Origin of the sequence: Stella humosa (genome assembly GCF_006738645.1) — a bacterium.
Classification (GTDB): Bacteria; Pseudomonadota; Alphaproteobacteria; order ATCC43930; family Allostellaceae; genus Allostella; species Allostella humosa.
Genome location: NZ_AP019700.1, coordinates 4,315,750 through 4,331,950, shown reverse-complemented (window position 1 = coordinate 4,331,950; position 16,201 = coordinate 4,315,750). Strand labels below are relative to the sequence as shown.

Sequence of the window (16,201 nt, the reverse complement as noted above, 5' to 3'; positions counted from 1 at the left end):
TTTGCGCCCTGCATTCCGACGATGGCGGCGGATAGGCTGCGGGCATCTTCGAGACGCCACGGAACAGGGGCTAGGACACATGCGCGACATCATCGTCATCGGCGCCGGCAAGATCGGCACGACCATCGCCGGCATGCTGGGCGGCACGGGCGACTACAAGGTGACGGTGGCCGACCGCTCGGCCGAGGCGCTGGCCGGCGTCGCGCAGGCGGGCATCGGCATCCTGGAACTGGACCTGGCCGACGAGAACGCGGTGGCCAGGGCGCTCACCGGCCGCTTCGCCGCCCTGAGTGCGGCCCCGTACCACCTGACGGCCGGCGTGGCCCGCGCGGCCCATGCGGCCGGCACCCACTATCTGGACCTGACCGAGGACGTGGCGACCACGCGCCTGGTGAAGGAACTGGCGGCGACGGCCTCCACCGCCTTCATCCCGCAATGCGGGCTGGCGCCGGGCTTCATCTCGATCGTGGCCCAGGCGCTGGCGGCCGGCTTCGACCGGCTCGACACCGTCAAGCTGCGCGTCGGCGCCCTGCCGCAGTTCCCGTCCAACGTGCTGAACTACAACCTGACCTGGAGCACCGACGGGGTCATCAACGAGTACTGCGAGCCTTGTGAGGCGATCGTCGACGGCCGCCGCCGCGAGGTGCCGGCGATGGAGGAGCTGGAGGAGTTCTCGCTCGACGGCGTGCGCTACGAGGCGTTCAACACCTCGGGCGGGCTCGGCTCGCTGTGCGAGACGCTGGAGGGGCGGGTGCGCAACCTCAACTACCGCACCATCCGCTATCCCGGCCATTGCGCGCTGATGAAGGCCCTGCTGATCGACCTGCGCCTGCGCGACCGCCGCCACGTGCTGAAGGACATCCTGGAACACGCCCTGCCGACGACGTTGCAGGACGTGGTGGTGATCATGGTCGCCGTATCGGGCTGGCAGGGCGACCGGCTGGTGCAGACCAGCTACGCCAACCGCATCCATGGCGGCCCCGTCGGCGGCCGGCCGGCCAGCGCTATCCAGGTGACGACGGCGGCCGGCATCTGCACCGTGCTGGACCTGCTGGCCGAGGGCGCGCTGCCGGGGCGGGGCTTCGTGCGGCAGGAGGACATCCCGCTCGACCGCTTCCTCGCCAACCGCTTCGGCCGGGTCTACGCGACCGCGACCGAAGCCAGGCTGGCTGCCTGATCCGGCCTGCCGCGGCGGGCGGCTATGCCGCCGCCTGCCGGGCGCGGATCGCCCGCCACACCACCTCGGGCGTCAGCGGCATGTCGATATGGGTGATGCCCAGCGCATCGCACACCGCGCTGACGATGGCGGGCGGCGCCCCGCAGGAGCCGCCTTCGCCCGCCCCCTTCACGCCCAGGTCGTTGCTGGGGTTACGCACGACATGGAATCCCACGTCGAGGTCGGGCATGTCGGACGCGCGCGGCATCGCATAGTCCATGAACGAGCCGGACACGAGTTGGCCCGAATCCGGGTCGTAGGCGGTGCGCTCCAGCAACGCCTGGCCCAGGCCCTGGGCAACGGCGCCATGCACCTGGCCGCGGATCAGCAGGGGGTTGATGATCTCGCCGCAATCGTCGACGCAGACATAGCGCGCGATGCGCACCACCCCGGTATCGGGGTCGATCTCGACCTCGGCCACATGGGCGCCGTTGGGGAAGTTGCATTCCGTCGGGCGCTGGTAGCGGCAGGTCTCGTCCAGCCCCGGCTCCATGCCATCCGGCAGGCGGGCGGGGTCGCGCGCCAGCCGGGCCACATCGGCAATCGCGATGCGCAGGTCGGTGCCCGCCACCTCGAAGCCGCCGGCGCGGAAGCTGATGTCGGCCTCGGCCGCCTCCAGCGCGTGGGCGGCGATGCGGCGGGCCTTGTCCACCACCTGCTGGGCCGCGCGCGCCGTCGCCACGCCGCCCATCTGCGACGAGCGCGAGCCGCCGGTACCGTTGCCGAACTTCACGAAGTCGGAATCGCCCTGGCGCAGGTCGATCTCGTCGAACGGCACGCCCAGCCGCTCGGCCAGGATCTGGGCGAATGCCGTCTCGTGCCCCTGGCCGTGGCTGAAGGTGCCGACGATCAGCGTCACCCGGCCGTCTTCCTCGAAGCGCACGCGCGCCTCCTCGAACGGTTGGCCGCCCGATGCCTCGACATAATAGCCAAGGCCGATGCCGCGCAGCAGGCCGTCGCGCGCGGCCGCCCGGCGGGCGCCGAAGCCGGCCCAGTCCGCGCGATCCAGAGCCTGGTCCATCGTCTGCGCGAAGAGGCCGGAATCGATCACCATGCCGACCTGGTTCTTGTAGGGGAGCTGCTCGGGCCGGATGAAGTTGCGCCGGCGAATCTCCTCGCGGCCGATGCCGAAGGCTTCCGCCCCCAGGTCCAGCAGGCGCTCCATCTGGTAGCAGATCTCCGGCCGGCCGGCGCCGCGATAGGCGTCGGTCGGCACGGTGTTGGTGAAGATCACCCGCACCGAGAGCTGCATTGCCGGCACGTCATAGACCGAGCCCGCGATGCGGGCCCCGGCGATGGTCGGGATGCGCGGCCCGAAATCCAGCAGGTAGGCGCCGACATTGGCGGCCGTCTCGGCCCGCATGGCCAGGATGCGGCCGCCCGCATCGAAAGCCATCTCGCAGGTCGTCACATGGTCGCGGCCATGCGGGTCGCAGAGGAAGGTCTCGCTGCGGTCGGCCGTCCACTTCACCGGCCGTTGCAGCCGGGTGGCGGCCCACACCACCAGCACCGATTCCGGGAACAGCTTGCCGCGCAGGCCGAAGCCGCCGCCGACATCGGGCGAGACGACGCGGATCTTGTCCTGCGGCACGTTGAAGATCAGCGTCGCCAGCCCCTGCCACAGCTTCACCACGCCCTGGGTCGGGGAGTGCAAGGTGCGGATGCCGGTCGCGGGGTCGTACTCGCCGATGGCCACGCGCGGCTCCATCGGGTTGCCGACCAGCCGGTTGTTGACGAGGTCGCAGCGCACGACGCGGGCGGCGCGCGCGAAGGCCGCGCGCATCGCCGTGCCGTCGTGGCTTTCCCAGTGGACGCAGAGGTTGCTGCCACGCTCCGGCCACAGCAATGGCGCACCCGGTTCCATCGCCGCCACCGCGTCGACCACGGCCGGCAGCGGGTCGTAGTCGACCTCGATCAGCTCGGACGCGTCGCGTGCGGCCTGGGCGCTCTCGGCCACGACGAAGGCGACGAGGTCGCCCACGAAGCGCACGGTGCCGTCGGCCAGGACGGGGCGCAGCGGGGCGAACATCTTCTCGCCGCCGCGGCCCGGCACATCGACATGGCAGGGCAGGCTGGGGATGCCGTCGGCCACCAGGTCGGCATGGGTCAGCACGGCCAGCACGCCCGGCGCGGCGGCCGCCGCCTCTGTGTCGAGGCGGGTGATGCGGGCATGGGCGTGTGGCGAGCGCAGGACATGGCCATAGGCCTGGCCGGCCAGGTTGATATCGTCGGTATAGCGCCCGCGGCCGGTCAGGAAGCGGCGGTCTTCCTTGCGGCGGACGGGCTGGCCGAAGCCGAACTGTTCCATGGCGGCGATCCGCTCCAGATGCTTGGCAGGGTGGGTGGCGGCGATTGTCCCTGAGAACGCCGCCGCCGTCACCCCCTGGGCGTCGTGCCGTCCACCTGGAGGGCGAGGGCGGCCACGATCGCGCGATGCACCGGGGTCGGCACGCCGTTGGCGCTGCCCAGCCGGGCCACCGCGCCCGACAGCCAGGGCAGCTCGAGCGGCCGGCCGCGCTCCAGATCGACCAGCATCGACGCCCGCGCCGCCTCGGGCATGGCGTCCATCTGCGCCAGCACGCGTTCGGGCTGGTCGCCCGGCAGGCGCACGCCCAGGGCAGCCGCCACCGCCGCCGTCTCGGCCAGGGATTCCATCATCATGGCGCGCGTGGCGGGGTTGGTGCGGATCGGGCCGATGGAATGGCGGGTCAGCGCCGTCATCCCGCTCATGGAGGCCAGGAAAAGGAACTTCTCCCAAACCACGCGGCGGGGATCGTCGGTCAGGGTGGTGTCCAGCCCGGCCGCGTCGCAGGCTGCCTTGAAGGCGGCGAGCGGCGCCTGCTGGCTGGCCTCCAGCGGGCCGTAGGCCAGCCGCGCCAGCAGGGCGTTGTGGCGCACGACGCCCGGCCGCTCCACCAGGGCCGAGATGTAGGCGACGCCGGCCGCGACATGGGCCGCACCCACCGCGCGGCCGACGATGGTGGCGGCGTCGATGCCGTTCTGCAGCGGGATCACCACCGTTCCCGGCCCGACCAGCGGCTTCAGGGCGGCCGCGGCCGTCTCCATGTCGTAGAGCTTGACCGCGAACAGCACGATGTCGACGGGGCCGATCGCGGCCGGGTCGTCGGTGGCCTTCACCGGCCGGATCGCGAAAGCGCCGCTGGGGCTTTCGATCGACAGGCCGTTGGCCTGCATCGCCGCCAGATGGGCGCCGCGCGCCACGAAGGTCACGTCCTGGCCGCCCCGCGCCAGAACCGCACCGAAATAGCCGCCGACGCCGCCCGCACCCACCACCACGATCCGCATGCCGTCCATCCTCCCGTCCCTGGTCCACCGCGAATGTGTGGCCAAGGCGGGGCGCCGTCCAGGGCGATCGGCTATTGGCCCGGAAGTGGGCCGCATGGCATCGTCCGTGCGATCCTTTCTGGAGTGCCCGCACCCGATGTCCGACGACCTGCTGTTCCTGCCCGCGACGCGCGCGGCGGCGATGATCCGCCGTGGCGCGCTGTCGCCCGTGGCCTATGTCCAGACCGTGCTGGACGCGATCGACCGGGCGCAGCCGGCGATCAACGCCTATGTCGGCACCTGCCGCGACGAGGCGATGGCCGCGGCCCGGGCGGCCGAGGCCGCGGTCGCCGCCGGTGCGCCGCTCGGGCCGCTGCATGGCGTGCCCGTCTCGATCAAGGACCTGATCGACGTCGCCGGCCAGCGCACGACGCACGGCTCGCACGTCCATGCCGAGAACGTCGCGCGGGCCGATTCGATCGCGGTCGCGCGCCTCAAGGCGGCGGGCGCCATCGTCGTCGGCAAGACCACGACGCCGGAATTCGGCCACAAGGGCATCACCACCAGCCCGCTGACCGGCATCACCCGCAATCCGTGGAACCTGGAGCGGACGCCGGGCGGGTCGAGCGGGGGGGCGTCGGCGGCGGTGGCCGCCGGCCTGGCGCCGCTGGCGCTCGGCACCGATGGCGCGGGCTCGATCCGCGGGCCGTCCGCCAGCGCCGGCATCGTCGGGTTGAAGCCGACGCGCGGCGCCATCCCCCACGAGGCGGCGGGCGATGTCTTCCTCAACCAGTCCTTCGCCGGGCCGATGACGCGCACGGTGGCCGACGCCACCGTCATGTTCGCGGCCATGCTGGGGCCAGACGCGCGCGACCCGTGGAGCCTGGGCGGCGGCCCGGCGGCGCTGCCGCCCGACCTGCAGGGGCCGCGGCTGGACGGCGTGCGCATCGGCTATGTCGCGCGCATGGCCAACCCGGTCGTCGATCCCGAGGTCGAGGCCCGCACGCTGGACATGCTGGCAGCCCTGCGCGACCTGGGGGCCGAGGTCGAGGCGGTGCCGGACGGCATCGACTGGGCCGAACCCGAGGGGCGGATCATCTACCAGACCGGCATCGCGGCCTCCGTCGCCCCCTTGCGGGAGCGCTGGGGCAACCGGCTCGATCCCAGCATGGTGGCGTTCGCCGACTGGGGCATGGAATACAGCCTGCTCGACCGGATCGGTGCGGAGCGGGCGCGCTCGCGCCTCTACCAGACCGTGCAGGCGCTGTTCGGCCGCTATCGCTTCCTGGTTTCGCCGACGACGGCCTGCACCGCCCTGGCGGCCGATTTCGACGCGACCAAGCCCGTCACCATCGCCGGCCGCGAATGTGGCATCACCCGCCAGAGTTGGACCGCCTACCAGTACCCCTTCAACCTGACCGGCAACCCGGCCATGTCGATCCCCAGCGGCTTTGCCAGCGACGGCCTGCCGACGGGCTTCCAGATCATCGGGCCATGGTGGAGCGACTTTGCCGTCCTGCGCCTGGCGACCCTGCTGGAGCAGGCGCGGCCCTGGGCCGACCGCCGCCCGCCCGCCCGCTGACGGGGGTGGTGCGGCCCCGTGGCCGGAATGCCGCAGGCCACGATATCAATGGCCTGCGGCCCTCGGCGCCCTTGGTAGACGCGCATAGTTGCGCTATCGCTTGGCTGCGAATGAAGAGCGGTCGAACCCTCCTGATGGCCCTGGCGGTTGCGTCGGCCGCGGTATCCGCCGCGTCGCCGGCACTGGCCGATACCGACTGCATCATCCGCGAGTTCCGCACCGCCAAGGGCGTCTACCAGCGCGAGCCGGTGGAGCCGACGACCGAGTTCGTGGTCGAGTACGACCGCGTCCATGCCTTCCTGCGCCTGGATTGCAGCCGCGCCGACCCCGACCGACCGGCCTTCACCCTGCGCTGGATCGCCAGCGGCCGGGTGGTACGCACCCGCGACCTCTATGCCGGGGTCAGCCCGAACTGGCGCACCTGGGACCTGATGCCGGCGATCGTCGGCCCCGGCTTCGTCCAGCTCTTCGACCGCGACGGCACGCTTCTGGCCGAGGAGGCCTTCACCGTCCGCCTGCCGTAACTTGCCGCGGCCGGTGCGGATTGGCTTGCAATCCGCCGCCCGACCCCTTAATCACCAGCGGCCGTTCGATACGCGGGAGAGGTGCCGGAGTGGTCGATCGGGGCGGTCTCGAAAACCGTTGTGCGCGCGAGCGTACCGTGGGTTCGAATCCCACCCTCTCCGCCATTCAGTCTGTGATTTAGAGACTGATTGGCCAGCGTCGTGAAAAGGCCCGCCTTGTGCGGGCCTTTTGGCGTTTGGGCGGACCGTGAGATACGGATTCCACCAACTCTTGAAGGCGTATGGCCGTCAATATCTCTCGGCGCCAGAGTTGCGGTTCGCTTGCCGAGAAGGCGCACCAACGGTGACCGGGAAGTTCGAATCCAACTTGTTCCACGGGGCAGACATGAGATTCGAGAAGTCCGAAGGCCTGACGGAGTCCGAAGCGATCCTTGCCCAACTATGTGAGCGTTCGTTTCTACGGCTTTGGACATACCCTAACCTGTACAAGGAGCCCGGCAAGGAACTCGTCGATCTGATGGTCGTGTTCCGCGACGACGTGCTCCTCTTTTCGGACAAGAGCTGTGCTTACCCTGATAGCGGCGATGCGGTCTTGGACTGGAAGCGCTGGTTCTCCCGCGCTGTCGGGAAGTCTGCACACCAGGTCCGTCGTGCCGAGCACCACGTGCGCACCCGCCCCGACCACATCTACCTCGACCCCCGGGCGCAGGAACCGCTGCCGGTTAGCCTGCCTGCCACCGCCGACATGCGCGTTCATCGCGTCTGCGTCGCGACGGGCGCTTCCGAACGCTGTATGGCAGAGACTATGCAGCCCATGCTCGGCATCGATCTCACAATCGTCGATGATGAGGCCCCGCTGCGGATCGGTATAGTGAAAGAAGCGGGCGGCTTCCTCCACGTCTTTAGCGCCGAAGCGCTCAAGCTGGTACTCCGGGAGCTGGATACCGCCCGCGACTTCATCAACTACCTCGACGCGAAGGAGACGATTTCCGTGTCCGGCAAGTTCAAGGGCGCGCCCACCGAGGCGGACATCCTCGCATACTACCTGCACCACAACCGCAGCTTCCCGGCGCCCGCGAAGGAGTTTGTCCTCCAACCGAACCTGTGGCGGCAGATAGAGGCGCAACAGGCTTTCCAGGAGGGACGGCGCCTCAACGCCGCGCATCGCACCTGGGATATTCTGATTGAGTACGTGACCAGCCAACTCCTCGCAGAGCAGCTTGAGGTCGGCAACGAGACGACCATACGCGACTATGAAGGCATGGTGCGGATCATGGCCAGCGAAGGCCGCTTTCGCCGACGGATCCTGTCACAGGCGATCGAGGTGCGCGCGGTGCGGGCCCGGGAAGCGTGGATCAGTTCGATACTGCCCTCCGAGCAGGATGATGTGATCTACGTCCTGCTAATGGGACCGGGGGCGCCGAGGGACGAATATGTAGCATATCGGGAGAAACGCGCCCGTGACCTTCTGCTGAGGTGCCATGCCGCCAAGGCAGCGCGCCCGGGAGCCCGATACATCATCGGCATCGGGCTGGATGCGGCAGGATCCGGAGGTAGGTCCGAGGACCTCGTCTACATCGACACCGCCGAGTGGACGTTGGAAGAGTTCGCCCGCGCGGCGGCCATACGGGCGGACCTGGGCTTCTTCGTCGAGGGGACGATGATCGAGCAGCGTCTCGAGGCGGTGGAGTATCCGAATGTCGGCTGAAATCAGTGGCTCCCATCTCCGAGCTTTTAGCAGGCTGTTGAAGAAGGCTTTCGGACGGCTTTGAGGATTGCCTTACCGCCGTTGTGGTAGTTGAACTCGATCTCGATGGCGCCCTCGAGCAGGAGTTCGGCGACACTGTCCCCGGTCCCCTCATCGATTTCGTCATGGCCGGACCAGGTGAGGAGGACCATCGAGCGGCTGTAGGCGAGGTCGAGGCCCGCCTGAAGCGCACCGAATGCGAGCTCGCCCTGGCCGTCGTGGTCGATGACCAAGGTCGCCGGTCGGCAGAGGTCGAGGTACTCGCGGCCCCAGAGGTCGGTCTCGACGATCCGCCAGCGGCCGACGATCCGGCAGTCCACCGCGGCCGTCATGCCGTCGCCTCCGCAACGCGGGATCGTCGTACCCCAGGGGCGGCACAAGCTGGGGTCGTTCTTCGAGTCGTGGCTTGCCACGGACCACATCCCGCTCAGCCCTCTTACCCAGCGGCTGATCGAAGACCAGCGTGCCGAGTGGCGAGAGTTGGACCGCCGCGCGAGGCGGCCAATCTGGCTACCGACGACGTTGTCCCATCCAGATCGCGAGAAGGCTTCGGTATCCCGGCCAGATAGCGGCAACTCTACTTTGTGACCCGGCCAGGTGCGTTGGAAGCTGCATTCAGGCAACAGTCGCGGATCTGCAAAGCTCATCATCGAGGTCGCTGCATCGCGTTAGCGCCTCCGCCGTCAATTCGGTCGGCTGCCGCCCGTCTAGAATGGCTTCCACGGTGCTGGGATCAAGGAATGCGAGTGGCAGCAGCCGGCTCACGTAGCGCGCCGTGATGCCCTCGCGGGAGGCGATCGCAGCGATCGACGAGACTACCCCGCTGGCCAGTTCTGCGAACCAAGCATGGCCCCGGGCCACCGCCTTGATCAGGGCAGGGTCGTGCCGGCTCGGCAAACGAGGCCTTTCATCGGGGATGGTCAGGCGCATCTCCACTCCGCGTCGCCGTATCTCTATGGCCGCGGTCAGCAGAAATGGGCTCTCTTGATCGATTGCGGCCTGGGCCAATCCGAAGCGGGCGGATAGCAGGTTCGCATCAAGTTGCAGGACGACCTTCTCAAGATCAATAGTCACCCGGCCTATCAGCCCGCGAACGAGGGCGGATGCGACGTCGGGCTCGCGTCCCACCAGCACGGCTCGGAAGATGGCGGCAACGCCCACCGACCGATCGAGGGCAGCCACATCTGGACGCCCGCCCTGGAGCTGTGCGACCAGCTCGTGCGGAGCTTCGAATGCACGCAACAGCGTGCGAACCACGATGCCTTCAATCTCCTGCGCCGGCAGCCGCCAGCCCGAAGACCGGTCACCCTCGGCTTTCACCGAAACATAGTAGCGATACCGCTTCCCGCCCTTCTGCGCATGCGACGGCGTCATGCGGTTACCGTCGGCGTCGTAGAGCTTACCGACCAGCATGCTCTGTCCGGTAACCCGCGGCCGGCGATCCCGCGGCTTCGTCGCTAGTTGAGCCTGGACCTGATCCCACAGCATCTGGTCGATGATCGGCGCATGCTGACCGGGGTGGCTCTCGCCCTTGTGCATGATCCGGCCGATATAGATCGGGTTGCTGAGGAGGTAGTAGAGCGCGCCCCGTGACATCGATACCCCACCGGAAGTGCGGCCCTGCGGCGTGGTCCAACGCTTGGAGACGATCCCGCGCCGATCGGCCTCCGTCTTCAGCAGCGGCACGCTGCCGAGCTCGGCATAGAGGGTAAAGAGGGTCCGTACCGTCTCCGCCTCGTTTGGCTCGATCTCCAGCGTCCTGCCGTTGGGGCGATAGCCCAACATTGGGACACCGCCCATCCATAGGCCCTTGCGCTTGGAGGCGGCGATCTTGTCGCGGATGCGCTCGCCGGTGACCTCGCGCTCGAACTGGGCGAAGGAGAGCAGCACGTTTAGGGTCAGCCGCCCCATCGAGGTGGTCGTGTTGAACTGCTGGGTGACAGAAACGAACGAGACCCCGGCCGCGTCGAACACCTCGACCAACCGGGCGAAGTCGGCAAGCGACCGCGTCAGCCGGTCGACCTTGTAGACTACGATCACGTCGAGGCGCCGCGATGTGATGTCGGCCAGGAGCCGCTGCACCCCGGGCCGCTCCAGGGTACCACCCGAGAAGCCACCGTCGTCGTAGCGGGCCGGCATGAGCGTCCAGCCCTCATGCCGCTGGCTGCGGATGTAGGCCTCGCAGGCCTCGCGCTGGGCGTCGAGCGAGTTGAACTCCTGCTCCAGCCCCTCCTCGGAGGACTTGCGGGTGTAGACGGCGCAGCGCAGAACCCGGCGGTCAGCCACGGCTGCCTCCCTTCCCACGCACCAGCCCGAAGAACCGCGGGCCGGACCAGTGGGTGCCGGTGATCTCCCGTGCGATCGCGGTGAGGGATGCATAACGCTGGCCTCGCCATACGAAGCCATCGTTGATCACCAGGACCTCGTGGGTCACGGCATTCCATTCCCGGATCAGCCGAGTGCCAGGCTTCAGGCTGGGCGAGCCGGCGGTCTTCCCACCGGTTTCCAGCGCCTCGCGAAGCCGGCGGCGCAGAGCAGGGGAGAGACCGCCATGCGCCTGTTCGCGCAAGCGATGGGCAACGGCCCCACGCAGCAAGTTGATCCCCAGGCGCGGTGCCTTGTTGCCGTAGAGGCGTTGCCACTCGTGGCGCAGGGCCTCGGCGTCCAGCGTCTGGAGGCGGCGCAGGGCCGCCTCCAGTTCGCCATCGACCGACGATTGGCGTGATCGGCGCATGGATCAGGCCGGCAGGCTGTAGATCGAGCCGGTGTCGCCCTTTTGCTTGTCGAGGTTGAAGCCCGCCTTGCGCAAGCCGGTGAGGGCGGCCCGGACCGTGTGCGCCTGCCAGCCGAGCGCCTCGCCCAGCGCCGCGACCGTCGCCCCGTCGGGTTTCTGCAGGAGGCTGACCAGCATTGCACGCTTGGTGCCTTCTCGCCGCGCCGGATTGGTGGGCTCGGACGTCGGCGCCTCCTGCGGGGCCGCAGACGGGTCGCCCTTCGTATCCTCTGGCGCCGGGCTGGTGGTCTCCATACTCGGCGTCGCGCGCTTCTTCGCCACCACGCCGCGCGCCACCGTGCCCGACGGTGCACGCTTCGCTGCCTTGCTCACGTTCTGCTGCTTTGCCATGGTCCTGCTCCTCCTGGTCGGGCAGCCCCGATGTGGTGCTGCTACCAGCAAGAGCCCGGAGGCAGCCGGGCGGAGGGCGCCGCGTCGTCCGCGGCAGGTGCAGGAACGCTTCCTTCGCCGGGGAAGTCGAGCCGAACGTGGAAAAACCGACAGGATCTCGTCGCGGGGCATAGGGCAACGCCAGCCGCCGCCGCTTTGCCTCTAGCTGGATGTCAATGTAGCGATGGCGTCGCCGAGGGCAGTGAGCTCGCGGCCAACCTTGCTCAGTCGCAGGGCATGTTGTCTGTAAGAGCCGGGCGTGAGCTTGGGAGACTGCCCCTTCATAGCGACCAAATGCCCCCGCTCAAGCAGGGCCATGGCGATTGCGAACTGGCGGCAGATCTCGTCCTTCTGATCTCGATGCATGGCCGTGGCCTTCTTCTGGGCCGGCTACACACGGTCGATCCCGGACAGAAAGTCCAGGCGGAGCTAATACCAAGTCCGGTTTGGTCGAGGCCGGCCCGACCCCGGCGGTGCATGGGGTGGTGCGCTGGCGCCTGATTGATCTGGCGCATTGCACGAGACCTTCGGGGTCAGCCTGTCGAAGCAGGCGATGAGCGAGCGGCTGCGGGCGATGGGTTACCGCAAGCTGTCGGCTCGGCCGCGCCACCATGCCCAGGACCCGCAAGCCGGGGAGACGTTCAAAAAAGTTCCCTGCGCTCCCGGCGCGCCTCGCGCGCAAGAAGGCCACTCATGCGGGAGACCTGGCTATCCAACCGCGTCTTCCGATCTTACGACGACATCCTCGACCACGCGCCCACGCTTGGAACAAGCTGATCGACCAGCCATGGAAGATCATGTCCATAGGCCTGCGGGCGTGGGCACATCGGCCATCAACAGCCGGACTGGTATTACAACCCCGCTCCAGCCGGACAGGCATCTCCCGGCGGTCGAGGCTCGCGGGGCGGCAGTGCTCCGTCGGCAAGGGCGCGAATGCCTGCACGCCGGCGACGCCGCCCACCCGTGCAGGGATGGACGGCGGCGGCGGCAGAAGCCATCAGACGATGGAGAAGTCGTCGGCGGATAGCTGATTCTTGAATATCCCGGCGATGGTGACGCCGTTGCCGTCGCCGAGGTCGAGGAAGACTCCGTCGGGGCCGTCCACCAAGCGGGCCAGGATATCCTCGAAGGTGACCAACGCGATACCGTTCAGCAGCCCGTCGGGGCCGACCTCCAGCCGGATGATGTCGCCGGCGAAGAGCTCGTAGTCGGCCACCCGGTCCATGCCGCTGCTGTCGGCGAAGCGGAACTGGTCGGCACCCTGGCCGCCGGTCAGCGTATCGTTGCCGCGGTCGCCATGGATGACGTCGTCGCCGGCATCGCCGAAGACCGGGTCATTGCCCTGGCCGCCCCAGACCCAGTCGTTGCCGCCGCCGCCATGGACGGTGTCATCGCCACGCTCGCCCAGGACCCAGTCGCTGCCGAAGCCGCCATCCACCAGGTCGTTGCCCTGGCCGCCCTGGACGACGTCGTCGTCACCTTCGCCGAGCACGGTGTCGTCGCCGTCATTGCCGTTCAGCAGGTCGCGGCCATTGTCGCCCTCGATGGTGTCGTTGCCGCCGAAGCCCTGGATCGTATCGGCCTGGTAGGCGCCGGACAGGAACTCCGCCCCCGGGCCGCCGGTAACGGGATAGTGCTCGGGGATGTCCGGCCGGACGGTGATGTCGACGGTGCCGGTGTCGCTGGCACCCTTGCCGTCGCCCAGAAGATAGACGAAAGAATCTTTGCCGACGTAGCCGGCCGTCGGCTTGTAGACGAAGCTGCCGTCATCGTCCCAGTCGAGCGTGCCGTGCGACGGGCCGCCGACTAGGCCGGCCACGGCCAGCGGGTCGCCATCCGCATCGCCGTCGTTGCCAAGCAGGCCGGGCGCGCCGACCCGCAGCGAATCGTCCTCCTCTACGACGAAGGCATCGTCCCCGGCGACGGGTGCTGCGTTGGGCGGTGGCGGAGGAGGTGGAGGGGCGGCGAACCTGGCGGCGGGGTGGCGGAGGTGGAGGCGGGGCGACTGGCCAAACACCACGTAGCTGGTACCGGACCGGTCAGTCGAGTTGGGATCGGCCCCCTCCGCGCCGATGATCAGGTCGGCCAGATTGTCGCCATTGAAGTCCCCGGCCGCGCTGACGCTGCTGCCGGCAAAGTCGCTCGCTGTGATGCCGAACAGGATGAAGCCGTCCTTGCCATCAAGCGACGTCAGGTCGATGGCCGCATCGAAGGGGCCGCTGTGCCCGTAGACCACGTATCCCGCCCCGGCGTCGGTGGCGGTTCCGTCCTGCTTCCAGGCACCGATAAGCAGGTCGTCGATGCCATCTCCATTCACGTCGCCGGCGTCGCTGACGGCCTCGCCGGCAGCGTCGCCGCTCGTGCCGCCGTTCAGGGCGAAGCCGTTGCTGCCGTTCAAGGCCGACAGTTGAATGGTCGCGGCGAACCCGGCCGAACTGCCGAATACCACGTAGCTTTGTCCGGAGGCCGCTCCGTTGGGGCCGGCGCCTGGCGCGCCGACGACGACATCGGCGAGGCCATCGTCGTTCACGTCGCCGGCGCCGCTCACCGACCAGCCGGCTTGGTCGCCGGCCGTGGTGCCGAGCAGGGCGAAGCCGTTGCTGCCGTCCAGCGTCGTCAGGCTGATCGAGGAGGTGAACCCGAGCGAGCTGCCGAACACGACGTAGGCACCGCCGGAGGTCTCCCCGTTCGTGTCGAGGCTGTAGGCACCGATGATAAGGTCGTCGATGCCGTCGCCGTCCACGTCGCCGGCCGCACTGACAGAGAAGCCGCTGGCGCTTCCCGACACGCCCGTCAATGCAAAGCCGTTGACGCCATTGATGTCGGTGACTTCGATTGCGGCGGAGAATGGTGTGCTGCTGTTGCCGAACACGACATAGGTAGTGCCGGCCGAACCCGCGACATTGAACGAGCCGACCAGCACGTCGTCTACACCGTCACCGTTGATGTCGCCGGCATTGCTGACGGAATAGCCGGCATTGGTGTTGTTGCTAAGTCCGTTGACTACAAAGCCGTTGTTCCCGTCGATGTCCGACAGCTCGACGACCGCTGCGTAAGGCGTCGACTGGCCGAACACCACATAGCTGGCGCCACTGGCAAAGCTGTTCGGCGACGCGCCGCTTGCACCGATGATGAAATCGTCGATGCCGTCACCATTGACATCGCCCGCGGCGCTGACCGAATGCCCGCTGTAGTCGTATGCCGTTACGCCGTTGACGACGAAGCCGTTGTTGCCGTCGAGCGCCGTAAGGTTGATCGGTGTGGTGAAGCCTGCCGTGCTGCCGAAGACTACATAGCTGGCGCCGGAGCCGATGCCGTGCGGCTCGTCGTGGTCGGCGCCGATGATGACGTCGCCGATACCGTCGCCGTTCACGTCGCCGGCGGCGCTAACGGAGCGGCCGCTGTAGCTGATCGATCCGTCGCCGTTCAGGGCCAGCCCGTTGGTGCCGTCGAGAGACGCCAACTGGAATGATGAGCCGAATGCCATGCGGATTCCTCCTGTAACCTGTTGCCGGCGGCTATTGTCGATCCCGGGCAGTGCGGGGTGCCGCCTTGGAGAAGTGTGTCGGTGGGTCGGGCTTATTCGCCCAAGAGGTAGCGAGGAGGACGCCGGTACTGTCCAATCAGCTATAAACCTAGTGGGAATTCGGCGCCGGCGGGCGGGATAAATACTGTGTGATGAATGTTATATTAGCGCAACTTATATTGACTCTATTTAAGAAGTCTGGGTCAGCCGCCAGCGCGATGGGCTGGCGGCGACGGATGGCACCCCGGAATGAGGCTCGAGTTCGGCGAGGGAGCCAGATTGGCCAGGCCCCTCGGCTCCTGGCTCTGTCGGCGATCTGTGACGGCGGTAGCCGGGGCGATGCAGCCAGGCTGGGCGGGGTCAGGTTGCAGACGGTGCGGGACTGGGTGCTGGCGTTCAACGCCGACGGTTCGGATGGCCTGATCGACCGCAAGGGCGGCGGCCCCTCTTCGAAGCTGTCGGCCGAGCAATGGGTGGAGGCGGCAAATATGGTCGAGGCCAGCCCGACTCCGGCGCCCATGCCCTGCTCTTGATGGACCAGGCTGGATGGCACCTCTCCGACCGGCCCGTCGTCCCGGCCAATATCACGATCGTGCCGCTGCCAGCCAAGTCGCCAGAGTTGAACCCGGTCGAGAACGTCTGGCAGTTCATGCGCGACAACAAACTCTCGAACCGCGTCTTCCCACCCTACAACGACATCCTCGACCACTGCGCCCACGCCTGGAACAAGCTCGTCGACCAGCCATGGAAGATCATGTCGATCGGTCTCCGGGCGTGGGCACATCGGTCATGAATAGCCGGACTTGGTATAAGAGGCAGCGACCGACTGCCGCGTCTCCTATTCCTAGTCGTCCAGCAGGCGCCCCGCCGGCACGCCGAGGCCGATTGCGATCTTCTCCAGGATAGTGACCGTCGGATTGCGGATGCCCCGCTCGACGCCGCTGATGTAGGTGCGGTGAATGCCGCTCCGGAAGGCGAACTCCTCTTGCGAGAGGCCCTTCTCGATGCGCAGCCGCTTGAGGTTGAGACCGACCCGGCGCCGAACTTCCACGCGGCCGAAGGGACGGCGATGTAGCCTTTCGATCTACAGACGATGAGTCTCATTTTCGTGGACTGAGGGCGCAGGGGAAGGGAAGGTCTTCCCGGCCGCGAACGGCC

General features: G+C 68.1%; 13 protein-coding genes, 1 tRNA gene and 2 pseudogenes. 8 read left to right on the top strand and 8 right to left on the bottom strand.

Going from position 1 to position 16,201, the window contains the following annotated elements; all coding sequences use genetic code 11:
• Positions 1 to 79 precede the first annotated feature (79 nt).
• On the top strand, positions 80 to 1,177 hold the full coding sequence (locus STVA_RS20270; RefSeq protein ID WP_123691484.1) for a saccharopine dehydrogenase family protein: 1,098 nt from the start codon (positions 80 to 82) through the stop codon (positions 1,175 to 1,177).
• 22 nt (positions 1,178 to 1,199) lie between these two features.
• Here the strand turns inward: STVA_RS20270 and STVA_RS20265 are convergent, their stop codons facing one another.
• Both STVA_RS20265 and STVA_RS20260 read right to left on the bottom strand, forming a co-directional pair.
• Complete coding sequence (locus STVA_RS20265; protein ID WP_338069549.1) at positions 1,200 to 3,596, bottom strand: xanthine dehydrogenase family protein molybdopterin-binding subunit; 2,397 nt, start codon at positions 3,594 to 3,596, stop codon at positions 1,200 to 1,202.
• Positions 3,593 to 4,522: a 2-dehydropantoate 2-reductase gene (locus STVA_RS20260; protein ID WP_123692837.1), complete on the bottom strand. Its 930-nt coding sequence runs from the start codon at positions 4,520 to 4,522 to the stop codon at positions 3,593 to 3,595. The genes STVA_RS20265 and STVA_RS20260 overlap by 4 nt, the downstream gene beginning before the upstream one ends.
• Positions 4,523 to 4,658: 136 nt before the next feature.
• Here STVA_RS20260 and STVA_RS20255 point away from each other — a divergent pair, with 136 nt between their 5' ends.
• The 4 genes from STVA_RS20255 to STVA_RS20240 all read left to right on the top strand — a co-directional run bounded on the left by STVA_RS20255 (position 4,659) and on the right by STVA_RS20240 (position 8,315).
• Positions 4,659 to 6,083 carry an amidase gene (locus STVA_RS20255; protein WP_123691480.1) on the top strand — a complete coding sequence of 475 codons (1,425 nt, stop codon included), beginning with the start codon at positions 4,659 to 4,661 and terminating at the stop codon, positions 6,081 to 6,083.
• A 134-nt stretch (positions 6,084 to 6,217) separates the two neighbouring features.
• Entirely contained in the window at positions 6,218 to 6,607 is a 390-nt protein-coding gene (locus tag STVA_RS20250; RefSeq protein ID WP_123691478.1) for a hypothetical protein, read from the top strand.
• 75 nt (positions 6,608 to 6,682) lie between these two features.
• A tRNA-Ser gene (locus STVA_RS20245) sits at positions 6,683 to 6,772 on the top strand.
• 220 nt (positions 6,773 to 6,992) lie between these two features.
• The gene (locus STVA_RS20240; RefSeq protein WP_142235842.1) at positions 6,993 to 8,315 is read left to right on the top strand and encodes a hypothetical protein; all 1,323 of its coding nucleotides are present in this window, start codon (positions 6,993 to 6,995) and stop codon (positions 8,313 to 8,315) included.
• A gap of 26 nt (positions 8,316 to 8,341) precedes the next feature.
• Here STVA_RS20240 and STVA_RS20235 read toward each other — a convergent pair whose 3' ends face one another.
• The 4 genes from STVA_RS20235 to STVA_RS20220 all read right to left on the bottom strand — a co-directional run bounded on the left by STVA_RS20235 (position 8,342) and on the right by STVA_RS20220 (position 11,478).
• On the bottom strand, positions 8,342 to 8,686 hold the full coding sequence (locus STVA_RS20235; RefSeq protein WP_123691474.1) for a hypothetical protein: 345 nt from the start codon (positions 8,684 to 8,686) through the stop codon (positions 8,342 to 8,344).
• A 283-nt stretch (positions 8,687 to 8,969) separates the two neighbouring features.
• Positions 8,970 to 10,640, bottom strand: coding sequence for a recombinase family protein (locus tag STVA_RS20230; RefSeq protein ID WP_197735692.1), 1,671 nt, complete (start codon positions 10,638 to 10,640; stop codon positions 8,970 to 8,972).
• Positions 10,633 to 11,088, bottom strand: a complete 456-nt coding sequence (locus STVA_RS20225; RefSeq protein WP_123691470.1) for a DUF2924 domain-containing protein — start codon at positions 11,086 to 11,088, stop codon at positions 10,633 to 10,635. Before STVA_RS20225 ends, STVA_RS20230 begins: the two co-directional genes overlap by 8 nt.
• Before the next feature lie 3 nt (positions 11,089 to 11,091).
• Positions 11,092 to 11,478, bottom strand: coding sequence for a DUF3489 domain-containing protein (locus STVA_RS20220; protein ID WP_170216546.1), 387 nt, complete (start codon positions 11,476 to 11,478; stop codon positions 11,092 to 11,094).
• A 491-nt stretch (positions 11,479 to 11,969) separates the two neighbouring features.
• Between STVA_RS20220 and STVA_RS28225 the strand changes: the two are divergent.
• Positions 11,970 to 12,344: pseudogene (locus tag STVA_RS28225) on the top strand (helix-turn-helix domain-containing protein); the annotation flags it as partial.
• A gap of 170 nt (positions 12,345 to 12,514) precedes the next feature.
• On the opposite strand, the gene STVA_RS20210 reads toward STVA_RS28225, so the two are convergent.
• Positions 12,515 to 15,004, bottom strand: a complete 2,490-nt coding sequence (locus STVA_RS20210; protein WP_142235840.1) for an Ig-like domain-containing protein — start codon at positions 15,002 to 15,004, stop codon at positions 12,515 to 12,517.
• A 191-nt stretch (positions 15,005 to 15,195) separates the two neighbouring features.
• Between STVA_RS20210 and STVA_RS28665 the strand changes: the two genes are divergently transcribed.
• Positions 15,196 to 15,576: a helix-turn-helix domain-containing protein gene (locus STVA_RS28665; protein ID WP_123691460.1), complete on the top strand. Its 381-nt coding sequence runs from the start codon at positions 15,196 to 15,198 to the stop codon at positions 15,574 to 15,576.
• A pseudogene (locus tag STVA_RS28660) lies at positions 15,555 to 15,836 on the top strand (transposase); the annotation flags it as partial. The gene STVA_RS28665 and the pseudogene STVA_RS28660, both read left to right, overlap by 22 nt.
• Before the next feature lie 51 nt (positions 15,837 to 15,887).
• On the opposite strand, the gene STVA_RS20195 reads toward STVA_RS28660, so the two are convergent.
• Positions 15,888 to 16,094 (bottom strand): helix-turn-helix domain-containing protein, encoded by a 207-nt coding sequence (locus STVA_RS20195; RefSeq protein ID WP_123691456.1) that lies wholly within the window; start codon positions 16,092 to 16,094, stop codon positions 15,888 to 15,890.
• Positions 16,095 to 16,201: the final 107 nt, after the last annotated feature.